The sequence below is a fragment of the uncultured Aquabacterium sp. genome (genome assembly GCF_913773725.1).
GTDB lineage: Bacteria > Pseudomonadota > Gammaproteobacteria > Burkholderiales > Burkholderiaceae_C > Aquabacterium.
The window spans coordinates 63,981-81,560 of sequence record NZ_CAJYGK010000160.1 but is presented as its reverse complement, the minus strand read 5'-3'; the positions used below and the strand labels follow the sequence as shown (position 1 = coordinate 81,560).

At 68.7% G+C, this 17,580-nt stretch carries 16 protein-coding genes; 4 read left to right on the top strand and 12 right to left on the bottom strand.

What is annotated here, in order from left to right:
* Nucleotides 1-24: 24 nt before the first annotated feature.
* The 3 genes from ruvA to QZ709_RS20025 all read right to left on the bottom strand — a co-directional run bounded on the left by ruvA (nt 25) and on the right by QZ709_RS20025 (nt 3,534).
* Nucleotides 25-600: a Holliday junction branch migration protein RuvA gene (gene ruvA, locus QZ709_RS20035; RefSeq protein WP_294639304.1), complete on the bottom strand. Its 576-nt coding sequence runs from the start codon at nt 598-600 to the stop codon at nt 25-27.
* Nucleotides 601-699: 99 nt separating this feature from the next.
* Nucleotides 700-1,362, bottom strand: coding sequence for a response regulator transcription factor (locus QZ709_RS20030; RefSeq protein ID WP_294639303.1), 663 nt, complete (start codon nt 1,360-1,362; stop codon nt 700-702).
* A gap of 36 nt (nt 1,363-1,398) precedes the next feature.
* Nucleotides 1,399-3,534, bottom strand: coding sequence for an ATP-binding protein (locus QZ709_RS20025; RefSeq protein ID WP_294639302.1), 2,136 nt, complete (start codon nt 3,532-3,534; stop codon nt 1,399-1,401).
* A 128-nt stretch (nt 3,535-3,662) separates the two neighbouring features.
* On the opposite strand from QZ709_RS20025, the gene QZ709_RS20020 reads away from it, so the two are divergent.
* From QZ709_RS20020 to QZ709_RS20010, 3 genes are read left to right on the top strand one after another with little or no spacing between them, the layout of a single operon-like run.
* Nucleotides 3,663-4,706 carry a PhoH family protein gene (locus QZ709_RS20020; protein WP_294639301.1) on the top strand — a complete coding sequence of 348 codons (1,044 nt, stop codon included), beginning with the start codon at nt 3,663-3,665 and terminating at the stop codon, nt 4,704-4,706.
* Nucleotides 4,707-4,757: 51 nt separating this feature from the next.
* On the top strand, nt 4,758-5,204 hold the full coding sequence (ybeY, locus tag QZ709_RS20015; protein WP_294639300.1) for an rRNA maturation RNase YbeY: 447 nt from the start codon (nt 4,758-4,760) through the stop codon (nt 5,202-5,204).
* Nucleotides 5,205-5,220: 16 nt separating this feature from the next.
* Nucleotides 5,221-6,681 (top strand): GGDEF domain-containing protein, encoded by a 1,461-nt coding sequence (locus tag QZ709_RS20010; RefSeq protein WP_294639299.1) that lies wholly within the window; start codon nt 5,221-5,223, stop codon nt 6,679-6,681.
* Between the two features lie 24 nt (nt 6,682-6,705).
* On the opposite strand, the gene QZ709_RS20005 is transcribed toward QZ709_RS20010, so the two are convergent.
* Nucleotides 6,706-7,812: a homocysteine S-methyltransferase family protein gene (locus QZ709_RS20005; RefSeq protein ID WP_294639298.1), complete on the bottom strand. Its 1,107-nt coding sequence runs from the start codon at nt 7,810-7,812 to the stop codon at nt 6,706-6,708.
* 79 nt (nt 7,813-7,891) lie between these two features.
* Between QZ709_RS20005 and QZ709_RS20000 the strand changes: the two genes are divergently transcribed.
* Nucleotides 7,892-8,740, top strand: a complete 849-nt coding sequence (locus tag QZ709_RS20000) for an ion transporter (RefSeq protein ID WP_294639297.1) — start codon at nt 7,892-7,894, stop codon at nt 8,738-8,740.
* Between the two features lie 8 nt (nt 8,741-8,748).
* On the opposite strand, the gene QZ709_RS19995 is transcribed toward QZ709_RS20000, so the two are convergent.
* The 8 genes from QZ709_RS19995 to QZ709_RS19960 form a co-directional block, all read right to left on the bottom strand.
* Nucleotides 8,749-10,353, bottom strand: a complete 1,605-nt coding sequence (locus tag QZ709_RS19995; protein WP_294639296.1) for a bifunctional diguanylate cyclase/phosphodiesterase — start codon at nt 10,351-10,353, stop codon at nt 8,749-8,751.
* Nucleotides 10,350-12,506 carry an EAL domain-containing protein gene (locus tag QZ709_RS19990; RefSeq protein WP_294639295.1) on the bottom strand — a complete coding sequence of 719 codons (2,157 nt, stop codon included), beginning with the start codon at nt 12,504-12,506 and terminating at the stop codon, nt 10,350-10,352. The genes QZ709_RS19995 and QZ709_RS19990 overlap by 4 nt, the downstream gene beginning before the upstream one ends.
* Nucleotides 12,507-12,648: 142 nt before the next feature.
* Nucleotides 12,649-12,924, bottom strand: coding sequence for a DUF3567 domain-containing protein (locus QZ709_RS19985; RefSeq protein WP_294639294.1), 276 nt, complete (start codon nt 12,922-12,924; stop codon nt 12,649-12,651).
* Nucleotides 12,925-13,090: 166 nt separating this feature from the next.
* Nucleotides 13,091-13,555 (bottom strand): nuclear transport factor 2 family protein, encoded by a 465-nt coding sequence (locus tag QZ709_RS19980; RefSeq protein WP_294639293.1) that lies wholly within the window; start codon nt 13,553-13,555, stop codon nt 13,091-13,093.
* Between the two features lie 61 nt (nt 13,556-13,616).
* The gene (locus QZ709_RS19975) at nt 13,617-14,396 is read right to left on the bottom strand and encodes an SDR family NAD(P)-dependent oxidoreductase (RefSeq protein WP_294639292.1); all 780 of its coding nucleotides are present in this window, start codon (nt 14,394-14,396) and stop codon (nt 13,617-13,619) included.
* A 32-nt stretch (nt 14,397-14,428) separates the two neighbouring features.
* Entirely contained in the window at nt 14,429-14,977 is a 549-nt protein-coding gene (locus QZ709_RS19970) for a DUF3833 domain-containing protein (protein ID WP_294639291.1), read from the bottom strand.
* 37 nt (nt 14,978-15,014) lie between these two features.
* On the bottom strand, nt 15,015-16,295 hold the full coding sequence (locus QZ709_RS19965; RefSeq protein WP_294639290.1) for an MFS transporter: 1,281 nt from the start codon (nt 16,293-16,295) through the stop codon (nt 15,015-15,017).
* Between the two features lie 16 nt (nt 16,296-16,311).
* Nucleotides 16,312-17,493, bottom strand: coding sequence for a cyclopropane-fatty-acyl-phospholipid synthase family protein (locus QZ709_RS19960; protein WP_294639414.1), 1,182 nt, complete (start codon nt 17,491-17,493; stop codon nt 16,312-16,314).
* Nucleotides 17,494-17,580: the final 87 nt, after the last annotated feature.

Sequence of the window (17,580 nt, the reverse complement as noted above, 5' to 3'; positions counted from 1 at the left end):
CCGAAGGACCATGTCCGCACCCGGTCAACGCGCCAGCGACTTCAGCGCCAACTTGATGCCCTCGCTCACCGACACGTCGGCCGGGAGCTGCTTGAGCGCAGCCTGCGCCTCCTTATCGGAGTAGCCGAGCGCGATCAGCGCCTGCAGGATGTCCCCCTGCGTGTCGCCCGGCGCGGTCCAGCCCGGGGTGGTCAACACCGGCGCCAGCTTGCCCTTGAGCTCCAGCAGCAGGCGCTCGGCCGTCTTCTTGCCCACACCGGGCACCTTGACGAGGCGGCTGGCGTCCTGGGCCGCCACGGCGCTGGCCAGCTCCTCGGTGTTCAGGCCGGACAACAGCGCCAGGGCAATGCGCGGGCCCACGCCGCTGATCTTGATCAGCTCGCGGAAGGACTCCCGCTCGCCGGCCGTCAGGAAGCCGAACAGCAGCTGCGCATCTTCGCGCACGATGAACTGCGTCAGCAACGTGACCTTGGCGCCCAGCTCCGGCAGGTTGTAGAAGGTGCTCATCGGCACCTGCACTTCGTAGCCCACACCATGCACGTCGACCAGGACATAGGGGGGGGACTTGCCGGCGAGTTCACCAACGAGGCGGGCAATCATGGGCAGAGTGGTTCTGTGAAGGCCCGCGCAAGGCCGGCCGGAAAGACAAAGCGGCGCCAGCCCATCGGGCCGCGCCGCCGGTGAAGGGCTCCGATCGAATCAGCGTCGGAACAGGCCCAGTCGCTGGGCTTCCAGCGCGGCCTCGGCACGCGACGACACGTTGAGCTTGCGGTAGATCTGCTTGACGTAGTCGGCAATGGTGTGGCGCGACAGGTTGAGCTGCTGGCCGATCTCGGGCAGCGTGAAGCCCTTGGCCACGCGCAGCAGCACCTCGTTCTCGCGCTCGGTGAGCTGCACGTGCGGGGTGACGGTGTCGATCGGGTGCGCGGGCTGCAGGCGGGCCTGCGCCGTGAAGTACTGGATCACGCGGCGCGCGATCGACGGGGACAGCGGCGGCTCGCCCTGGCTGATGCGGTGCAGCTGCTCGGCCAGTTGCTCGCGCGACTGCTCCTTCAACAGGTAGCCGAAGGCACCGGCCTGCAGCGCCGGGAACAGGTGGTCGTCGTCGTCGTGGATGGTGACGACCACCGACTGGGCATCGGGCTGCTTTTCCCGCAGCGCCTGCACCACCTCGACGCCGGAGCCATCGGGCAGGCCGAGGTCGATCATGGCCACATCGAAACGCACGGCGTTGACCAGCTCCAGCGCGTCATGGATGCGGGCGCTCTCATTGATCTGTGCGCCGGGGAACACCTGAAGCGCCAGGGTCTTGAGCCAGGCGCGGATCTCGGGCAGGTCTTCCAGCAGAAGGATTTGCTTCATGGCGACGGTCCTCACTTGGGATCGAATGGGGGGCGCTCAATGCGAACTCGCATTGCTGCGCATGCTAGCAGCGCTGCCGGGCATGGTCATGCCCGCGGCGCGAACTTGTTGCAGGGTGGCCATTTCCAGCGGCAAAGTGAGACGTATCACCGTGCCGAAGCCGGGGCCGGACTCGACCAGGCACTGGCCGCTGAGCTGCTTGGCGCGGTGCTTCATGCTCGTCATGCCGTGGCCGCGGTCCAGCCGGCCATCGAGCTCGAGCGGAATGCCCTTGCCGTTGTCCTGAATCACCAGCTGGAACTCGCGGTGGGCCAGCAGTACCTCGGCGGCGATCACGACGTGCGAGGCCGCACTGTGCTTGATGACGTTGCTGACGGCCTCGCGCAGGATGCGGGTGGTCTGCACGTAGGTGCGCGACGACAACGGCTCCTCGATGATCTCGTTGGGGTTGCGCCATTCGCACTCGATGCCGGCCTGTCCGAGGCGGGACACCACCTCGGCGCGCCAGTCGGCCAGGGCATCGGACAGCACCATCGGACGCCCGGTCAGTCCGCGCACCGACAGGCGCATTTCCTCCAGCGCCTCGCGCGCCAGGGTGGAAATGCGGTCGTTGTCCGAGGTGTGGACAATGGTCAGCAGCTTGGCGCCCAGGTCGTCGTGCAGGTCGGAGGCAATGCGCTTGCGCTCCTTTTCGGCAATCTGTTCCACCCGCAGTTCGGCAATCTGGTTGAAATTGCGCTCGATCTCGACGCTGATTTCATGCACGCGCTTTTCGAGCTGCTGTCGGGCCCCTTCGGCCGTCTGCAGGGCGCGGGCGTAGACCTGGATCAGCCGCACCGCCACGGCCGCATACAGCAGGGGCATCACGAAGTGGGTGACATGAATGCCCCACAGGCGCAGCAACCCGGCCTGATAGGACAGCTCGATGCCCAGCACTGCGGCCACGACACCCAGTGCCACGCACATCAGCCAGAACTCGGCACGGCGACCCTTACCGGCCTCCCAGAGGAAATAGGCGATGGCCGCGAAGATCTCCAGCGAAAACACCACGTACCAGATGCGGGCCCCCAGGAAGAGGTGGTTGCTGCCCAGCAGCAGCAGGCTGGCCGGCATCAGCACGCACTGGGCCCACAGGACGGCGTTGACCCGCCCGCCGTTCAGCACCCCGGCCGACCGCACGCCATGCCCCGCATAGCCCAGCAGGAACTTCACGGCAAAGGCCGCCATCGGCGCGAAGAACAGCGCGATCAGAACCTCCTGGGCCGCGTTCGGCATGGGCACGTCCAGCGGAAACAGGCGCCCTGTCATCAGGGCCCAGCCCAGGGTGAGCAGGCCAAAGTGCACCAGGTAGCCCAGCTTGCGCACCCACGCCAGCCCCAGTGCGAACAGCCCGAGCACCGCCAGCAGCCCGCCCAGCACCTGGGCCAGCGTGCTCGACCAGAAAGTCTGCTGGTCGGACAGCGCCCGGATCTCCTGCAGCGGCCCGATGCGCACGGCAGCCAGGCCGCCCGCGCGCTGGCGCGCTGTCACCCGCTCGACGGGGTAGCCCACCACCTTGATGTCCAGCAGGTTGTCCGCCGACTTGAGCAGGCCTTGCGGCAACGGCACCAGATGCGAGCGATAGCAGTTGCGCGTGTAGGGGTCGCTCATGCGTCCCCCACGCCAGATGAGCTCGCCGTTGAGGTGCACCTCGACGTTGGAGCAGGCCCGCTCGATGTAGACCGCCTGCAGCGGGTCGACGGCCGACGGCACGTGTTCGAAATGGAAGCGGTACCAGACCCCGCCCTGGTATCCGGGCCGGCTGGCCGCCCATTCATCCGGCAGGGCCTGGATGTGCCCGGGCAGCATGGCGGGGAACTGCGCGGCATTGCTGGCCACGGCCCAGGCTTCATCCAGGCTGCGTACCCCATCCTTGACCAAGACGACGGCAGGGTGACTGATGCGCACGGCTTCGCGGTTGAGCGCCAGCATGGCGTAAGCTGCCACCGACGCCAGGGCCAGGCCGACCAGCCCCAGCCAGACAAGGCGCCGCCGTGACAGCCCGTGCGTGGTCGACGCCGCCGGCATGCCACCGGTGTGCGACGCGTCTGTTTCTGCGAGGTCGGCCTGCGCCGCCGGGCCTGCCTGGCGGCCACGGGCCCAGGACTGCCACCACCGATGCAACGTGCTCAAGGACAACTCCAAAGCCCCGCCGACTCCCCCTGGAGACGGCACGAAGGGTGATTTTCGCAAGATAAGTCACACCTGAAGCACACCATCAGGTGACAATTTGCGGCCTTTCTCTGGAATCCTGCGCATTCATGCAACTGCGACACAGCTTCTCTCCACCGGACAACGCCCGCCTGGCCCACCTGTGTGGCCCGTTGGACGAGCACCTTCGCAGCATCGAGGCCGCATTCGGGGTGACGATCCACCGCCGCGCGGAACAGTTCCGCATCGAGGGCGCCAAAGGCACGCCCCAGGTCGTGGCCGATCTGCTGGACGCCTTGTACGCGCGGGCCGACCGGGCGCTGGGTCCCGAGCTGGTGCAATTGGCCATTACCTCGAGCCTCTCACAAGTACAGCGTGCCAAGCACCCCCGTAAGGGCGATTCCCCGACGGAGGAAGCGGGTGCCACGCTGCCCGACGAGTCACCGGACGGCCCCGTGCTGCACACCCGTCGCGCCGATCTGCAGGGGCGCACACCCAACCAGGTGAGCTACCTGCGCCGCATCCTGTCGCACGACCTGAGCTTCGGCATCGGGCCGGCGGGCACCGGCAAGACCTTTCTCGCCGTCGCCTGTGCGGTGGATGCGCTGGAACGCAGCGCCGTGCAGCGCATCATCCTGACCCGCCCGGCGGTCGAGGCCGGCGAACGCCTGGGCTTTCTGCCCGGCGATCTGACCCAGAAGGTCGACCCCTACCTGCGCCCGCTGTACGACGCGCTGTACGACCTGATGGGCTTCGACCGCGTCGGCAAGGCCTTCGAGAAGGGCCTGATCGAGATCGCCCCGCTGGCCTTCATGCGCGGCCGCACGCTGAACCACGCCTTCATCATCCTGGACGAAGCGCAGAACACCACGCCCGAGCAGATGAAGATGTTCCTGACGCGCATCGGCTTCGGCTCGCGCGCGGTCGTCACCGGCGATGTCAGCCAGATCGACCTGCCGCGCGGCGCGAAAAGCGGCCTGATCGAGGCCGAGCGCATCCTCAAGCCCGTGCGGGGCGTGTCGTTCACGCGCTTCACTGCCGGCGACGTCGTGCGCCATCCGCTCGTGGCCCGCATCGTCGAGGCCTATGAGGCGGCGCAGTCCAGCAAGCCGGTGCCGCCCGCCGAGCCGCCGGCCGCGGAGCCGCCCCGCTGACCCCCCCGTCGCGTCCCCGAACGCCCCCTGCTGTCCCCCTGTTTTCTCCGCATGAAGCCCTCCCTGAGCCTGAGCCTGCAGTTCGCCGACAAGCGCCACCGCGACCTTCTTCCCCGCCACAAGGTGGCCCGCTGGCTCAAGGCCGCGCTCGAGGCCGATGCCGAGCTCACGGTGCGCATCGTGGATGCCGAGGAAGGCCAGACGCTGAACCGCGACTACCGACAGCGCGACTACGCCACCAACGTGCTGACCTTCGATTACGCCCAGGAGCCGGTCGTCATGGCCGACCTGATCCTGTGCGCACCGGTCATCGAGCGCGAGGCGGCCGAGCAGGGCAAGACGATCGATGCCCATTACGCGCACATGCTGGTGCATGGCGCGCTGCACGCACAGGGCTGGGACCACATCGAAGACGACGAAGCCCAGGCGATGGAAGCCCGCGAACGCGAGGTGATGTCGCGCCTGGGTTTTGCCGACCCGTACGGGCAAGAAGCCTGAACCGCCGGAGACCCGAATGGGAGAGTTGTACGAAGACATGTTCGAGCTGGCGCCGGTGTCGCTCTGGCTCGAGGACTACAGCGCGCTGAAGCAGCTGTTCGAGGCCTGGCGCGCCGAGGGCGTGCGCGACCTGCGTGAGCACCTGGAAGGCCATCCGGAGCGCGCCGCGCAGTGCGCTGCCGCGATCCGTCTGCTGCGCGTGAACCGGCACACGCTGGACCTGTACGGTGCCGAAGACCTGGCCGAGCTGTCGGCCAACCTGCACCGGGTGTTCCGCGACGACATGCTGAACAACTTCGTGTGGGAACTGGAGCAGCTGTGGTCGGGCCAGACCCATTTCCGCAGCCAGACGGTGAACTACACACTGCACGGCGAGCGCCTGGCCATCACGCTGCGGGCCAACGTGCTGCCCGGGCATGAAGACACCTGGGACCGCGTGCTGCTGGCCATCGAGGACGTGACCGAGCGCACGCGCGGCGAGCAGGCCCTGCGGCGCAGCGAGCTGTACGCCAAGGGACTGTTCGAGCACTCGCCTGTGTCGCTGTGGGTGGAAGACTTCAGCGGCCTGCGCAAACTGTTCGACGAGGTCCGCCGGCAGGACATCGAGGACTTCCGCGTGTTCCTGGACGTGCACCCCGATTTCGTGGTGCGCTGCATGCAGGAGATCCGCGTGCTGGACGTGAACCGCCAGACGCTGGAGATGTTCCGTGCGCCGGACAAGACCACGCTGCTGGGCCGGCTTGACGAGGTGTTCCGCGACGACATGCGCCCGCACTTTGCGGAACAGCTGATCGACCTGTGGCACGGGCGACTGTTCCAGCAGCGCGAGGTGGTGAACTACGCGCTGGATGGCGAAAAGCTGCATGTGTACCTGCAGTTCTCGGTGCTGCCCGGCCACGAAGACAGCTGGGACCAGGTGCTGGTGTCGCTGACCGACATCAGCGCCCGCAAGAAGGCCGAAGCCTACCTGGAGTACCTGGGCCAGCACGACGCGCTGACCGGCCTGCGCAACCGCGCCTTCTTCATGGACGAGTTGGCGCGCATTGAACGGCGCGGGCCCTGGCCCGTGAGCGTCATCGTGCTCGACCTCAACGACCTGAAGCACACGAACGACGAGTTCGGCCACGCCGGGGGCGATGCCCTGCTGCGCCGGCTGGGCGAGGTGCTGCGCAAGGCCGTGGAGCGTCCTGCCACGGCATCACGGCTGGGCGGAGACGAATTCGCCATCCTGCTGCCGGGCACCGACACCCGCCAGGCCGAGTTCATCGTGGAGCAGATCCACGAACTGCTGGCCTTGAACAACCAGTACCACGCGGGGCACGCACTGAGCGTGTCGATCGGGTGCGCCACCAGCCACGATGGCGAGCGCATGGAGGCCATGCTGCACCGCGCCGACCAGGCGATGTACGCGGCCAAGCGCCGGCACTATGTGCGGCTGGGTCACGACCGGCGCACAACCGCGCGTCAGCCCGACTGACCCCGGCCCGGCTCCCTCCTGCCGTCAGGCCGCCTTCAAGCCACTCAGAAAGCCAGTGGCGCCGCCATCGTGCAGGCAGCGGGGTTTCCATTGGCCCACGCGCTTGGCGATCTCGGCGATGTGGTCGGGCGTCGTGCCGCAGCAGCCGCCAGCGATGTTGAGGAAGCCGGCCTTCGCAAACTCTTCGACCAGGCCGCCCGTGATCTCGGGCGTCTCGTCGAAACCCGTGTCGCTCATGGGGTTGGGCAGGCCGGCGTTCGGGTAGCAGCTCACATACGTGTCACCGGCGATCTTGGCCAGTTCCTCGATGTAGGGGCGCATCAGGGTGGCGCCCAGCGCGCAGTTCAGGCCGATGGCCAGCGGATGGGCATGGCGCACCGAGTGCCAGAAGGCGCTGACCGTCTGCCCCGACAGGATGCGGCCGGAGGCATCGGTCACGGTGCCCGAGATGATGATGGGCAGGCGCTCGCCGGTGTCCTCGAACAGCTCGTCGATCGCGAAGATGGCCGCCTTGGCGTTGAGCGTGTCGAAGATGGTTTCGACGAGGAAGACGTCGCAGCCGCCTTCCATCAGGGCCTTGGCCTGCTCGTAATAGGCCTGGCGCAGCGTGTCGAAATCGACGTTGCGGGCGCCCGGGTCGTTCACGTCGGGGCTGATGCTGGCGGTCTTGGGTGTGGGGCCGATGGCGCCGGCCACGAAGCGCGGCTTGTCGGGCGTGCTGTACTTGTCGCAGGCCTCGCGCGCCATGCGGGCGGCCACGAGGCTCATCTCGTAGGCCAGCTCGGGCAGCTCGTAGTCCTCCTGGGCCACGGTGGTAGCGCCGAAGGTGTTGGTCTCGATCAGGTCGGCACCGGCGGCCAGGTACTGCTCGTGGATCTCGCGGATGACCTCGGGCTTGGTCAGCTGCAGCAGCTCGTTGTTGCCCTTGAGGTCCTTGCCGTGCTCGGCAAAGCGGGTGCCGCGGTAGTCGGCCTCGGTCAGCTTGTAGCGCTGGATCATGGTGCCCATGGCGCCGTCGAGCACCACGATGCGCTGGCGCATGATCTCGGGCAGCTGCGCGGCGCGGGTGTAGGGGCGGCGTTCAACCGGCACGGTCGGGCCGACCGGGGCGGCGGGGGCGGGCGTGTTCATGCCAGTATTTTAGAGAGTTGCGGCCCGGCTTGCCCTGCCACCGGTTTCGGGTGGCCCGGCCCGGCGCACAATGCCGCCCATGGAGACGAACCTCGGTAAACCGCTGGAAGGCTGGCGCCTTCGCCTCTACACCATCATCTTCGAGGCCGACACGCTGGCCGGCCGCCGCTTCGACCAGGCGCTGATCGCGCTCATTCTGCTGAGCGTGCTGGTGGTCGTGCTCGACAGCGTGGCGGCGGTCGAGGCCCGCGTCGGCCTGACGCTGGACGTGCTGGAGTGGTGCTTCACGCTCACGTTCACCGTGGAGTACGTGCTGCGGCTTCTGTGCGTGCGCCGCCCGCTGGCCTACGCCCTGAGCTTCTATGGCCTGATCGACCTGATTTCGGTGTTGCCCACCTACCTGGCGATGCTGGTGCCGGAAGCGCACTTCTTCATCGACGTGCGCATCCTCAGGCTCATGCGGGTGTTCCGGATCTTCAAGCTGACGGGCTTCGTGTCGGAATACAACGCGCTGGGCCGCGCGCTGGTGGCGAGCCGGCGCAAGATCCTGGTCTTCCTGTCCTTCGTGCTGATGGTGGTGCTCATCATGGGCACGGTGATGTACGTGGTGGAAGGTCCGGCCAATGGCTACACCAGCATTCCCACATCGATGTACTGGGCGATCACGACGATGACCACGGTGGGCTTTGGCGACATCACGCCGAAAACGGACCTGGGGCGCCTGATCTCCTCGATGATGATGATCCTGGGCTGGGGCGTACTGGCCGTGCCCACCGGCATCGTCACGACGGAACTGGCCTTGCAGCGCCCCACCCTCGGACGGCCGACCACCCGCACCTGCCAGGCATGCCTGAGCGAGGGCCATGCGCCCGAGGCCAACTTCTGCAACCGCTGTGGTGCCGCCCTGCCCCCCTGGCAGCACGACTGAGCCGCCCGTCAGTGCCGGCTGTGGCGCGCCGAGAGCGCGTGACAGGGCGGGTCGATCTCGTCGGCGCTGAACAGAGAATCGCGGAAAGTGGGCCGGTTGGCGGGCACGTCGTCACTCAGGGCCCAGAGCTCGAGGTGCTGGGCCGGCATGGGCCGGGCAAAGAGAAAGCCCTGCATCTGGTCGCAGCCCAGGGTCTTGAGGATGTCTTGCTGGGCCACCGTCTCCACCCCTTCGGCCACGACCTCGAGGCCGAGCGCGTGGGAGAGCTTGATCACCGCCTTGATGATGGCGCGGGCGTCCGCCTGGTTGCCCAGGTCCTGGACGAAGCTGCGGTCGATCTTGATCTGGCTGGCCGGCAGTTTGCGCAGGTAACTGAGGCTGGAGTAGCCGGTGCCGAAGTCGTCGATGGACAGCGACACGCCGGTCAGGGCCAGGCGCTCGAAGATACGCAGCGTGGCGACCGGGTCTTCCATCGCCGCGCTTTCGGTCAGCTCGAAGGTGACCCGGTCGGCGGGCACGCCATGGCGGTTCAGGATCTCGGCCACACGCTCGGGCAGATCAGGCTGGCGCAGCTGGTGGGCCGACAGGTTGATCGCCACCCGCATGCCCAGCCCCACCGCGCGCCAGGCCTGCAGTTGACGCACGGCCTCGTCGATCACCCACTGGCCCAGCGTGCCCATGAGCCCGAAGCGTTCGGCCACAGGGATGAAGACCGCCGGGCTGACCGCACCGCGCTGCGGATGCTGCCAGCGCAGCAGGGCTTCAACCCCGGCAATCTGGCCGCTCGCGCTGTCGATCTTGGGCTGGTAATGCAGCGACAGGCCCTGCCCACTCTCCAGCGCCATGCGCAGGTCGCGCTGCAGCTCGACGGCGGACTCTGCATCATGGTCCATGCCGGCCTCGTAGAAGCAGTGCATGTTGCCGCCTGCTCGCTTGGCCGCGAGCATGGCCGCGTCGGCGCGGGCAATCAGGCGGCCGCGCGGGCCGTGGTCAGGAAACAGGGCGATGCCCACCGAGCATGACAGGCGCACCTCGCGGCCATCGACGCTGTAGGGCTTCTCAAGGCTGGTGCGCACCCGTTCGGCGACGAGCGCGGCCGCACTGGCATCCGGATCGCCGTCTAGCAGCATCAGGAACTCGTCGCCCCCAAGCCGGGCCACGGTGTCCGTGCTGCGCCCCTGCTCGTCGAGCCGGCGCCCCACCTCGCGCAGCAGGGTGTCACCCGCGCCATGCCCGAAGGAGTCGTTGACCGGCTTGAATCCGTCAAGGTCGATGTAGAGCAAGGCCACCCGCCGGCGCCGGGCTTCGGCCCGCAGCACGGCCGAGGCCAGCTGGTCCTCGAGCATCAGCCGGGTGCACAGGCCCGTGAGCGGGTCGGTGAGGCGCGCGCGCTGAGCGGCTTCGGCCACGGGTTGCAGCGCAGCGTCGGGCTCGGCCGCCCGAGGCACCCCGGGGGCCGGTGACGGCGGCGCGCCAGGGCGCCGCGGCGCACGGGCTTCCAGGGCCACCATGTGCTGCCACCAGCGCAGGCCGCCGACCAGCACCAGCGTGCCGAGGATGCCGGCCAGCAGCCACCACCACGGCGAAACGTTCTGGAGTTCGCTCCACATCATCCAACGCGCTCCAGCGAGGACCACGCACTGGGCGGGTCGTCTTGAGAATTGTCACCCTGCTCGGGCCGCAAGGTCGCCGTTCGTGCAGGCGGCGGCCCCATCCACGTCAGCAGCGCCGCCCCGCTCATCGGTCGGGCGAAGAGAAAGCCCTGCAGCTCGTCGCACGCGAGCTCGCGGAGGATGGCCGCCTGGGGCTCGGTCTCGACCCCTTCGGCCACCACCGTCATGCCCAGCGCATGCGCCAGCCGCACCACCGCTCCCACGATGGCCTGAGCGTCCGGGCTGCAGGCCAGGTCGCGCACAAAGCTGCGATCGACCTTGAGCTGGCGGGCCGGCAGGCGACGCAGGTAGCTCAGACTGGAATAGCCCGTGCCGAAGTCGTCGATCGACAGTTGCACGCCGATGTCGTCGAGCATGTCGAACACCCGGATCGAGGCATCCACATCGTCCATCGCCACCGACTCGGTGATCTCCAGAATCAGCATGCGCGCGGGCACGCGGTGACGGCGCAGTGCCTCACGCACGCAGGCCTCCAGGTCGTGCTGCCGCAGCTGGTGGGCCGAGAGGTTGACGGCGACCGGCACGTCGGCACCGGCCTCGTGCCACAGGCGGACCTGGCGGCAGGCCTCGTCGAGCACCCACAGGCCGAGTTCGCCGATCAGGCCGAAGCGCTCGGCCACCGGAATGAAGACGGCCGGGCTGACGTCGCCGCGTTCCGGGTGGCGCCAGCGCAGCAAGGCCTCCACGCCGGCCAGGGCTCCGGTGTCGGCTCGCAGCTTGGGCTGGAAGACCAGTGCCAGCTGACCCCGTGCGATGGCATGCCGCAGATCGCGCTGAAGCGCCACCTGGTCGCCGCCTTCCCGGTCCATGCCGTGACGGTACAGGCAGTAGGCGTTGCCCCCCGCGCGCCGCACCGTCCGCATGGCGTCCAGGGCCTGCGTCATCAGCTGTGTGACCGTGGCCCCATCGGGGTGGCGGGCCACGCCCAGCGAGGCGCTGACATGCACCGTTTCGCCCTCGACCTGGCAGGGCGCTCGCAGAGCGTCGACCAGCCTCAGGGCCATCTGGGTCAGCTGCACCTCGTCATGCCAGCCGCGGCACAGCAGCAGGAACTCGTCGGCATCGCTGCGGGCCAGCACATCGCCTTCGCGGACCAGGCCTTGCAATCGCCGCCCGACCTGCCGCAGCAGGGCATCGCCGAACGCATCGCCATAGCGTTCCACCAGGGCGCGGAAGCCGTCCAGGCCGACTCGCAGGACGGCTGGCCGGTCCGTCACCAGCGCGGCATCGTCCAGCGTGGCCTGCAAACGGCGCTCGAAGGCCTGCCGGTTGTACAGCCCGGTGATGGCGTCGCGCTGCATCGCCTGGTCCAGCGCCGCACTGGTGTGGGCCAGATCGCGGTGAAGGGCCTCGCGCTGGCGCTGAGCCCGCGCATCGAGCGAAGCGGCCAGGTGCACCAGCACCGAGAGGACGGACACCACCGCCGGCAGCAGCCACAGCATGGTGTCGCCCGAAAGCTGCCCCACGCTCGTGCAGCGGGCATCGACCGGGACGCCCGCGGCGGCCACCATCAAGGCCTGGCCACCGCGGAAAGCGGTGCCGAGCACGGCGGCCACCGCGATGTCCGCCAGGCGATCCGGCAGGCGCGCCAGCCGTCCGCGCAACCGTGGCGCCACCAGCGCCCCCGTGAACAAGGTCAGCGCAACCGACAGGCCCACCAGCGCCGGGGACCAGATCAGCTGCGGCTCCATCAGCCGGGATTCGACCGCGGTGGCGGCCACCGCCGTGAGCCCCACGGCCACCAGCAGCCCGCCCAGGGGCCGCATCCACGGGCGCGGCATGCGCCGCGCGTACAGGGTGATGGTCAGGGCACTGACCGTGACCGCCGGCAGCCAGGACACGAGCACAAGCACCGGCACGTAGCCCACCTCGATCGGCAGGCGGGCGGCCAGCAGCCCGAGCAGACTGACGGCCCAGATGCCCGTGCCAGCGGCCAAGGCCCCGACCGTGCCCCACACCAGGGCGGCATCGCGGTCGGCCGCCCGCACGCGGGCCACCACCTGCATCTGGAGGTAGATGACGTACACGGCCAGCAACCAGGCCGCCAGATGGGCCTGGCTGTCGTGGTGAACCGCCATCAGGGTGGGTGACATGGGCCTGGTGCGCCGGCGGCCCTCCGGGATGAAAGGACTCCTGCGCCGTGCGAGCGGTGCGCAAGCGCGCCCGTGATCGTTTATCGGTCCGCGTCACGGCGACTTGAGTGGGGGCGCCGCCACCCCAGGGTAAACACCGACGTCAGTGCATGACGACCGGCTGCTGCGCCATCCCGGCGTAGCGTTCCAGATAGGCGTCGAATTCTTCGACGCTGGGCGCATTCTGGATCAGGGCCTCGACGCCCTCCTTGAAGGATTCGGCGAGGGCGCCCTCGATGAAGATCTCCTTGCGGGCGAACTTGTCCACGATCTCGAAGCCACCGCGCGTGAGCACCGCGGTCTCCGCGGGCACATCGTCCGCACCGGGCAGCTCGATCTGCACCACGGCATAGCTGTCAGAGTTGTAAAGCATGTGCATGGTCGGGTACTCCAATGGCCCCAGGGCCTTGCTGCGACAGGTGGGGTCACTTGTCCAGACCGCAAGGCCATCATTGAAGTGAGCATCGGCAGCGTCACTCCCCGACTTGAGGGCTGCGCCTCGCCTGCTCGGCGGCGCCGTGAGCGAATGCACGGGGGTGTCGCGCTCAGCCGCGCATGGCCCGCCGTTTCAGCCAGCGCATCAGGCTGCCCAGCACCGGCAGCTTCTCGTACAGCTCCTCGGCCGCATCCCAGTAGTCGCGGTGGTCGGCAATCAGCCCCTGGGCATCGAAGCGCAGGTGGGTGGCGCCGCGGACCGTCTGCCACACCGTGTCGCCCTTGAAGCGGAAGCGGAAGTCCCACGTCAGAAAGGCCTGGCTGCCCTGTGCCAGCCGGTCACGCACCAGAAAGTGCGGGTTGTCGAGCGCGCGGAACATGTGCGCGAACACGGCCTCGATCTCCAGCAGCCCCTCAACCTCGTTGAACGGGTCCTTGAAGCCGGCATCGACGGCATAGATCCGGTCGAGGTGGCCGATGTCATGGGCCTTGAGGCCCTCATAAAAGGCGATCACCCGGGGCAGGGCCTGCTGGGCCACGCTGCCGGGCGGTGTGGGCAGAGGGGTCACGCTCATGTCGTCAGGGCCAGGGGGCTGCATGGAGATGTGGGCATTGTGCGCCGGGCGTGCCTGCCGATCACACCCCGGTGCCCCGCTTGACAAGCGGGAAATACCAACCATGCGGCAGGTGCCGCAGCAGCTTGAGCCACAGTGTGAAGCGCCAGGGAAAGTGGATCTCGAAGCGACCTTTCTGCCATCCCGCGATGATGGCGTCGGCAGCCTGAGCCGGCGTCAGCAGCGCCGGCATGGTGAAGTCGTTGACGGCGGTCATCGGGGTCTGCACGAAACCCGGGTTGACCACCGACACACCGATGCCCATCGGCGCGAGATCCAGGTAGAGCACCTCTGCCAGATTCTGCAGTGCCGCCTTGGTGGGACCATAGGCGAGCGCCTTGGGCAGCCCGCGGTAGCCGGCCACGCTCGCCACCAGACTGAGGTGGCCCGTCCCTTGCGCGCGCAGGGTAGGCAGCACCGCGTCCAGCAGGCGCAGCGCCCCTTCGTAGTTGACCTGCTGGTGGCGCAGCGCGCTGTCGAGGTGGAAATCCTGCGCGCGCATGGGCTGGTAGTGGCCTGCACAGTAGGCGACGAGGTCCAGGCGCCCCGTGGGTGACCAGGCGAGCAGGCGGTCGCGCGCCGCGTGCAGGGCCCCCGGGGCAGCCGCATCCAGCGGCAAGGCCAGACTGCCCGGATGCGCCTGCACGAAAGCATCCAGCGCAGTGGCCTGGCGGCCGGAAACGGCCACGTGCGCGCCCAGCGCGTGCAACCGCGAGGCGGTGGCCTGACCGATGCCGCTGGAAGCGCCGACCAGCCATACCGTGCGACCGCGCCAGTCGTGCAACGGGGGATTGAGCGACATGGGTCCTCCTGCTGTCCGGCGCGTCGGGCGCCTCAAGGCTTGTGAAAGGACAGCGTGACTTCGCCCAGCGTGATGCCGAACTTGCTCATCACCGCCTTGTTGAGCAGCACGCGGTCGTCCATGAGGAACATCCAGTCGTCGAACTGCACGTGGTAGACCCGGCCATCGACGGGCAGGCTCATCGTGTAGCGCCAGTTCAGTGCGTTGCCGGCGGACTGCCCGGTGGCTTCGCCGACCACGTCGTCGGCCTCCCCGCGCCAGCGCCCCTGCCCCAGGTCGGTGAGACGCCAGACACGGCGCTGGGTCGTGCCGTCGCTGTAGACGAAGTCTTCCTCGAGCACCCCCTTGGGGCCGTCCCAGCGGCCGACCAGCTTCACCGTGAAGCGCTTGACCACCCGGCCGGAGCGGTCCGTGAAGATGCCGTGTGCGGTCAGCGGCCCGTTGAAGTAGCTGCGCAGGTCGAACACGGGCTGTTCGGCGGCGTAGTCGGCCGGGGTGGGGGCCGAGGCGCATCCTGCAAGGCCCGCGCACAGTGCGACACCGGCCACGGCAGAGACAAGGAAACGGGTGAGCAGCTTCATGGTGACCATCCGAGCAACAGAAGGGCGCGCCAGCCGATCAGGCCAGCGCAGGATGCCGACGCCAGCGCCAGCACAGCGCCAGGGCCATCAGCTTGAACAGGCAGGGCAGCCCGCCGTAGACCAGGCCGAGGGCAAGGAGCGCCTCCGCATCCCGGGCACCCGGGGTGTAGCCCAGTGCCTCGAGCAGGGGCAGCGCCACCCCTGCGGCCAGAGCCAGGTTCAGCTTGGTGGCCCACTGCCACCAGCCGGCAAAGGCCCCTTCGGCCTGCCCTGCTTCGCCCGAGCGTTGCACCACCCCGGTGAGCAGCGTGCCGGGCGCCGTCAGGTCGGCGCCCAGGGCCCAGCCCGCTGCCAGGCAGACCACCAGGTAGGGCGCGGTGTCGCCCGGGCCCAGCAGGTTCACGCCGGCAAACGCCGCGGTGGCCAGGCCCATGCCCAGTGCCCAGGCGCGCATCGGCCCCTTGCGCGCCAGCACCCGCAGCCACCACGGCACACTGAGCGCGGCCATCAGGAAGTAGGCCCCCAGGCAAAGTGGTGCCCATTCGGGTGCCTGGAGCCGATCGTGGATGAAGAACAGCACGAGGGTGGCCGGCACGGCGCTGGCAATCCCATTGAGCAGAAACAGGGTCATCAGTCGACGGAAGCCCTCGCCACGCCAGGGACGCCACAGGGTGGACGACTCGGACGCGGAGGCAACCGCCCTGTCCTGTACGAAGGAAGCGTCGGCCCCAGGGCTGGGCCCGCGCCACAAGGCCAGCACGCCCAGCACCAGGGTGAGGGCCAGCACCGCCGCCGTCCAGCCCGGACCGGCCTGGGTCGCCAGCACATTGGCCAGGAGCACACCCACCAGCGCGAACCCCTCACGCCAGGCCACCAGCCGGGCGCGCTGCAAGGGCGCCCCCCCCAGCCGCGTGCCCCAGGCCAGGTGAGCCACGCTGGCCAGGCTGTAGGCGCCGAAGGTGAACACCAGCGTCACGGCACACCAGCCAAGCAGCGCATGGGTGCCCCGCACTGGCGGAAAGAACAGCGCCACGAAGGCCAGCACCAGCAGCACCGCGCACAAGGCCACCGCGACGCGCACCCGGGCTGGCTGCCCCAGCAAGCGGTCCACCCGCCCCCCCAGCCACGGGTCGATGACCGCATCGCCCAGCCGGGTGAGCAGCAGCACAGCGCCCAGCAGACCGAGAGGCACCCCCAGCGTCTGCCCGTAGTGCTGCGGCAGCACCACGTACAACGGCACCGCCACAAAGGCCAGCGGCATGCCCAGCAGACCGTAGCGGGCGCTGGCGGCGTGGGGCAGGATCGGGGCGGCGTTCATGGCGGATCAGGTCGATTCAGCCGGGCTTGCGCAGCGTGTACTGCACGACGTTGGTGTTGCCCATGTCGAAGGCCGCCTCGCAATAGGCCAGGTAGAACTCCCAGATGCGCTGGAAGCGCTCGTCGAAGCCCAGGCGCTGCACCTGGTGGATGTGGCGATGGAACTCGGCACGCCAGCGGCGCAGCGTCTCGGCGTAGTCCGGCCCGAAGGCCAGGCTGCGAACCACCTCCAGACCGGCCTTGCGCGCCTCGGCCCGGAAGGCCGCATCCGAGGGCAACAGGCCGCCGGGGAAGATGTACTGCTGGATGAAATCGGTGGACTTCACATAGCGGTCGAACAGGTCGTCCCGGATGGTGATGGTCTGCAGACAGGCGCGGCCACCGGGCTTGAGGCAACGGTGCAGGGTCGAGAAGTAGCTGCCCCAGTACTCCTGCCCCACGGCCTCGAACATCTCGATGGACACGATGGCGTCGAAGGGCTCGTCGCGGATGTCGCGGTAGTCCTGCAGGCGCAGGTCGGCCTGACCGGCCAGCCCCGCCTTGTCCATGCGGTCGCGCGCCCACTGCAGCTGCTCGGTCGACAGCGTCACGCCGGTGACATGGGCGCCGCGCTCACGAGCAGCGATCTCGGCGAGCCCGCCCCAGCCGCAGCCGATCTCCAGCACGCGCTGGGACGCGTCCCCACGGTGCACGCCCGCCTCGTCCAGCGCGCGGCGCACCTTGGCATGCTGGGCGTCGGCCATGGGCTGGTCGAAGTTGCCCTCGAACCAGGCGCTCGAGTAGCTCATCGTCTGATCCAGCCACAGACGGTAGAAGTCGTTGCCCAAGTCGTAATGCGCGTGGATGTTGCGCCGGCTGTTGGCGCGGGTGTTGCGATTGAGCAAATGGCGGATGCGGTAGGCCAGCCGGCCGATCCAGCTGCCGTAGACCGCGGTCTCGATCTGCTCGCGGTTGGCGATCAGCAGGCGCAACAGCGCCGTCAGGTCCGGCGTGCTCCAGTCTCCGGCGATGTAGGACTCGGCAAAGCCGATGTCCCCCGATTTCAGGGCGGCGCGGCACACGTCCCAGTTGTGCAGGCGAAAGGCCGCGCGCGGCGCGTCGGCGCCCGCCTGGGCCTGCCCGAAATGCGCGGTGCTGCCATCGGGCAGCTGCACATCGAGCACGCCCACCTGCAGCCGGGCCAGCAGGCGCCAGACCATTCGGGCCGCGGCGGGCGCGTCGTCCGGCAGGGCGCGGGGATCGTGAGGGGCGGTGCGGGCGGATCCGGTCGACGCGGAAGGCGCCAT

Coding starts and splice junctions, on each gene's coding strand:
- ruvA (WP_294639304.1), bottom strand. CDS start 600: ATGATTGCCCGCCTCGTTGGTGAACTCGCCGGCAAGTCCCCCCCCTAT.
- QZ709_RS20030 (WP_294639303.1), bottom strand. CDS start 1,362: ATGAAGCAAATCCTTCTGCTGGAAGACCTGCCCGAGATCCGCGCCTGG.
- QZ709_RS20020 (WP_294639301.1), top strand. CDS start 3,663: ATGCAACTGCGACACAGCTTCTCTCCACCGGACAACGCCCGCCTGGCC.
- ybeY (WP_294639300.1), top strand. CDS start 4,758: ATGAAGCCCTCCCTGAGCCTGAGCCTGCAGTTCGCCGACAAGCGCCAC.
- QZ709_RS20010 (WP_294639299.1), top strand. CDS start 5,221: ATGGGAGAGTTGTACGAAGACATGTTCGAGCTGGCGCCGGTGTCGCTC.
- QZ709_RS20005 (WP_294639298.1), bottom strand. CDS start 7,812: ATGAACACGCCCGCCCCCGCCGCCCCGGTCGGCCCGACCGTGCCGGTT.
- QZ709_RS20000 (WP_294639297.1), top strand. CDS start 7,892: ATGGAGACGAACCTCGGTAAACCGCTGGAAGGCTGGCGCCTTCGCCTC.
- QZ709_RS19995 (WP_294639296.1), bottom strand. CDS start 10,353: ATGATGTGGAGCGAACTCCAGAACGTTTCGCCGTGGTGGTGGCTGCTG.
- QZ709_RS19990 (WP_294639295.1), bottom strand. CDS start 12,506: ATGTCACCCACCCTGATGGCGGTTCACCACGACAGCCAGGCCCATCTG.
- QZ709_RS19985 (WP_294639294.1), bottom strand. CDS start 12,924: ATGCACATGCTTTACAACTCTGACAGCTATGCCGTGGTGCAGATCGAG.
- QZ709_RS19980 (WP_294639293.1), bottom strand. CDS start 13,555: ATGAGCGTGACCCCTCTGCCCACACCGCCCGGCAGCGTGGCCCAGCAG.
- QZ709_RS19975 (WP_294639292.1), bottom strand. CDS start 14,396: ATGTCGCTCAATCCCCCGTTGCACGACTGGCGCGGTCGCACGGTATGG.
- QZ709_RS19970 (WP_294639291.1), bottom strand. CDS start 14,977: ATGAAGCTGCTCACCCGTTTCCTTGTCTCTGCCGTGGCCGGTGTCGCA.
- QZ709_RS19965 (WP_294639290.1), bottom strand. CDS start 16,295: ATGAACGCCGCCCCGATCCTGCCCCACGCCGCCAGCGCCCGCTACGGT.
- QZ709_RS19960 (WP_294639414.1), bottom strand. CDS start 17,493: ATGGTCTGGCGCCTGCTGGCCCGGCTGCAGGTGGGCGTGCTCGATGTG.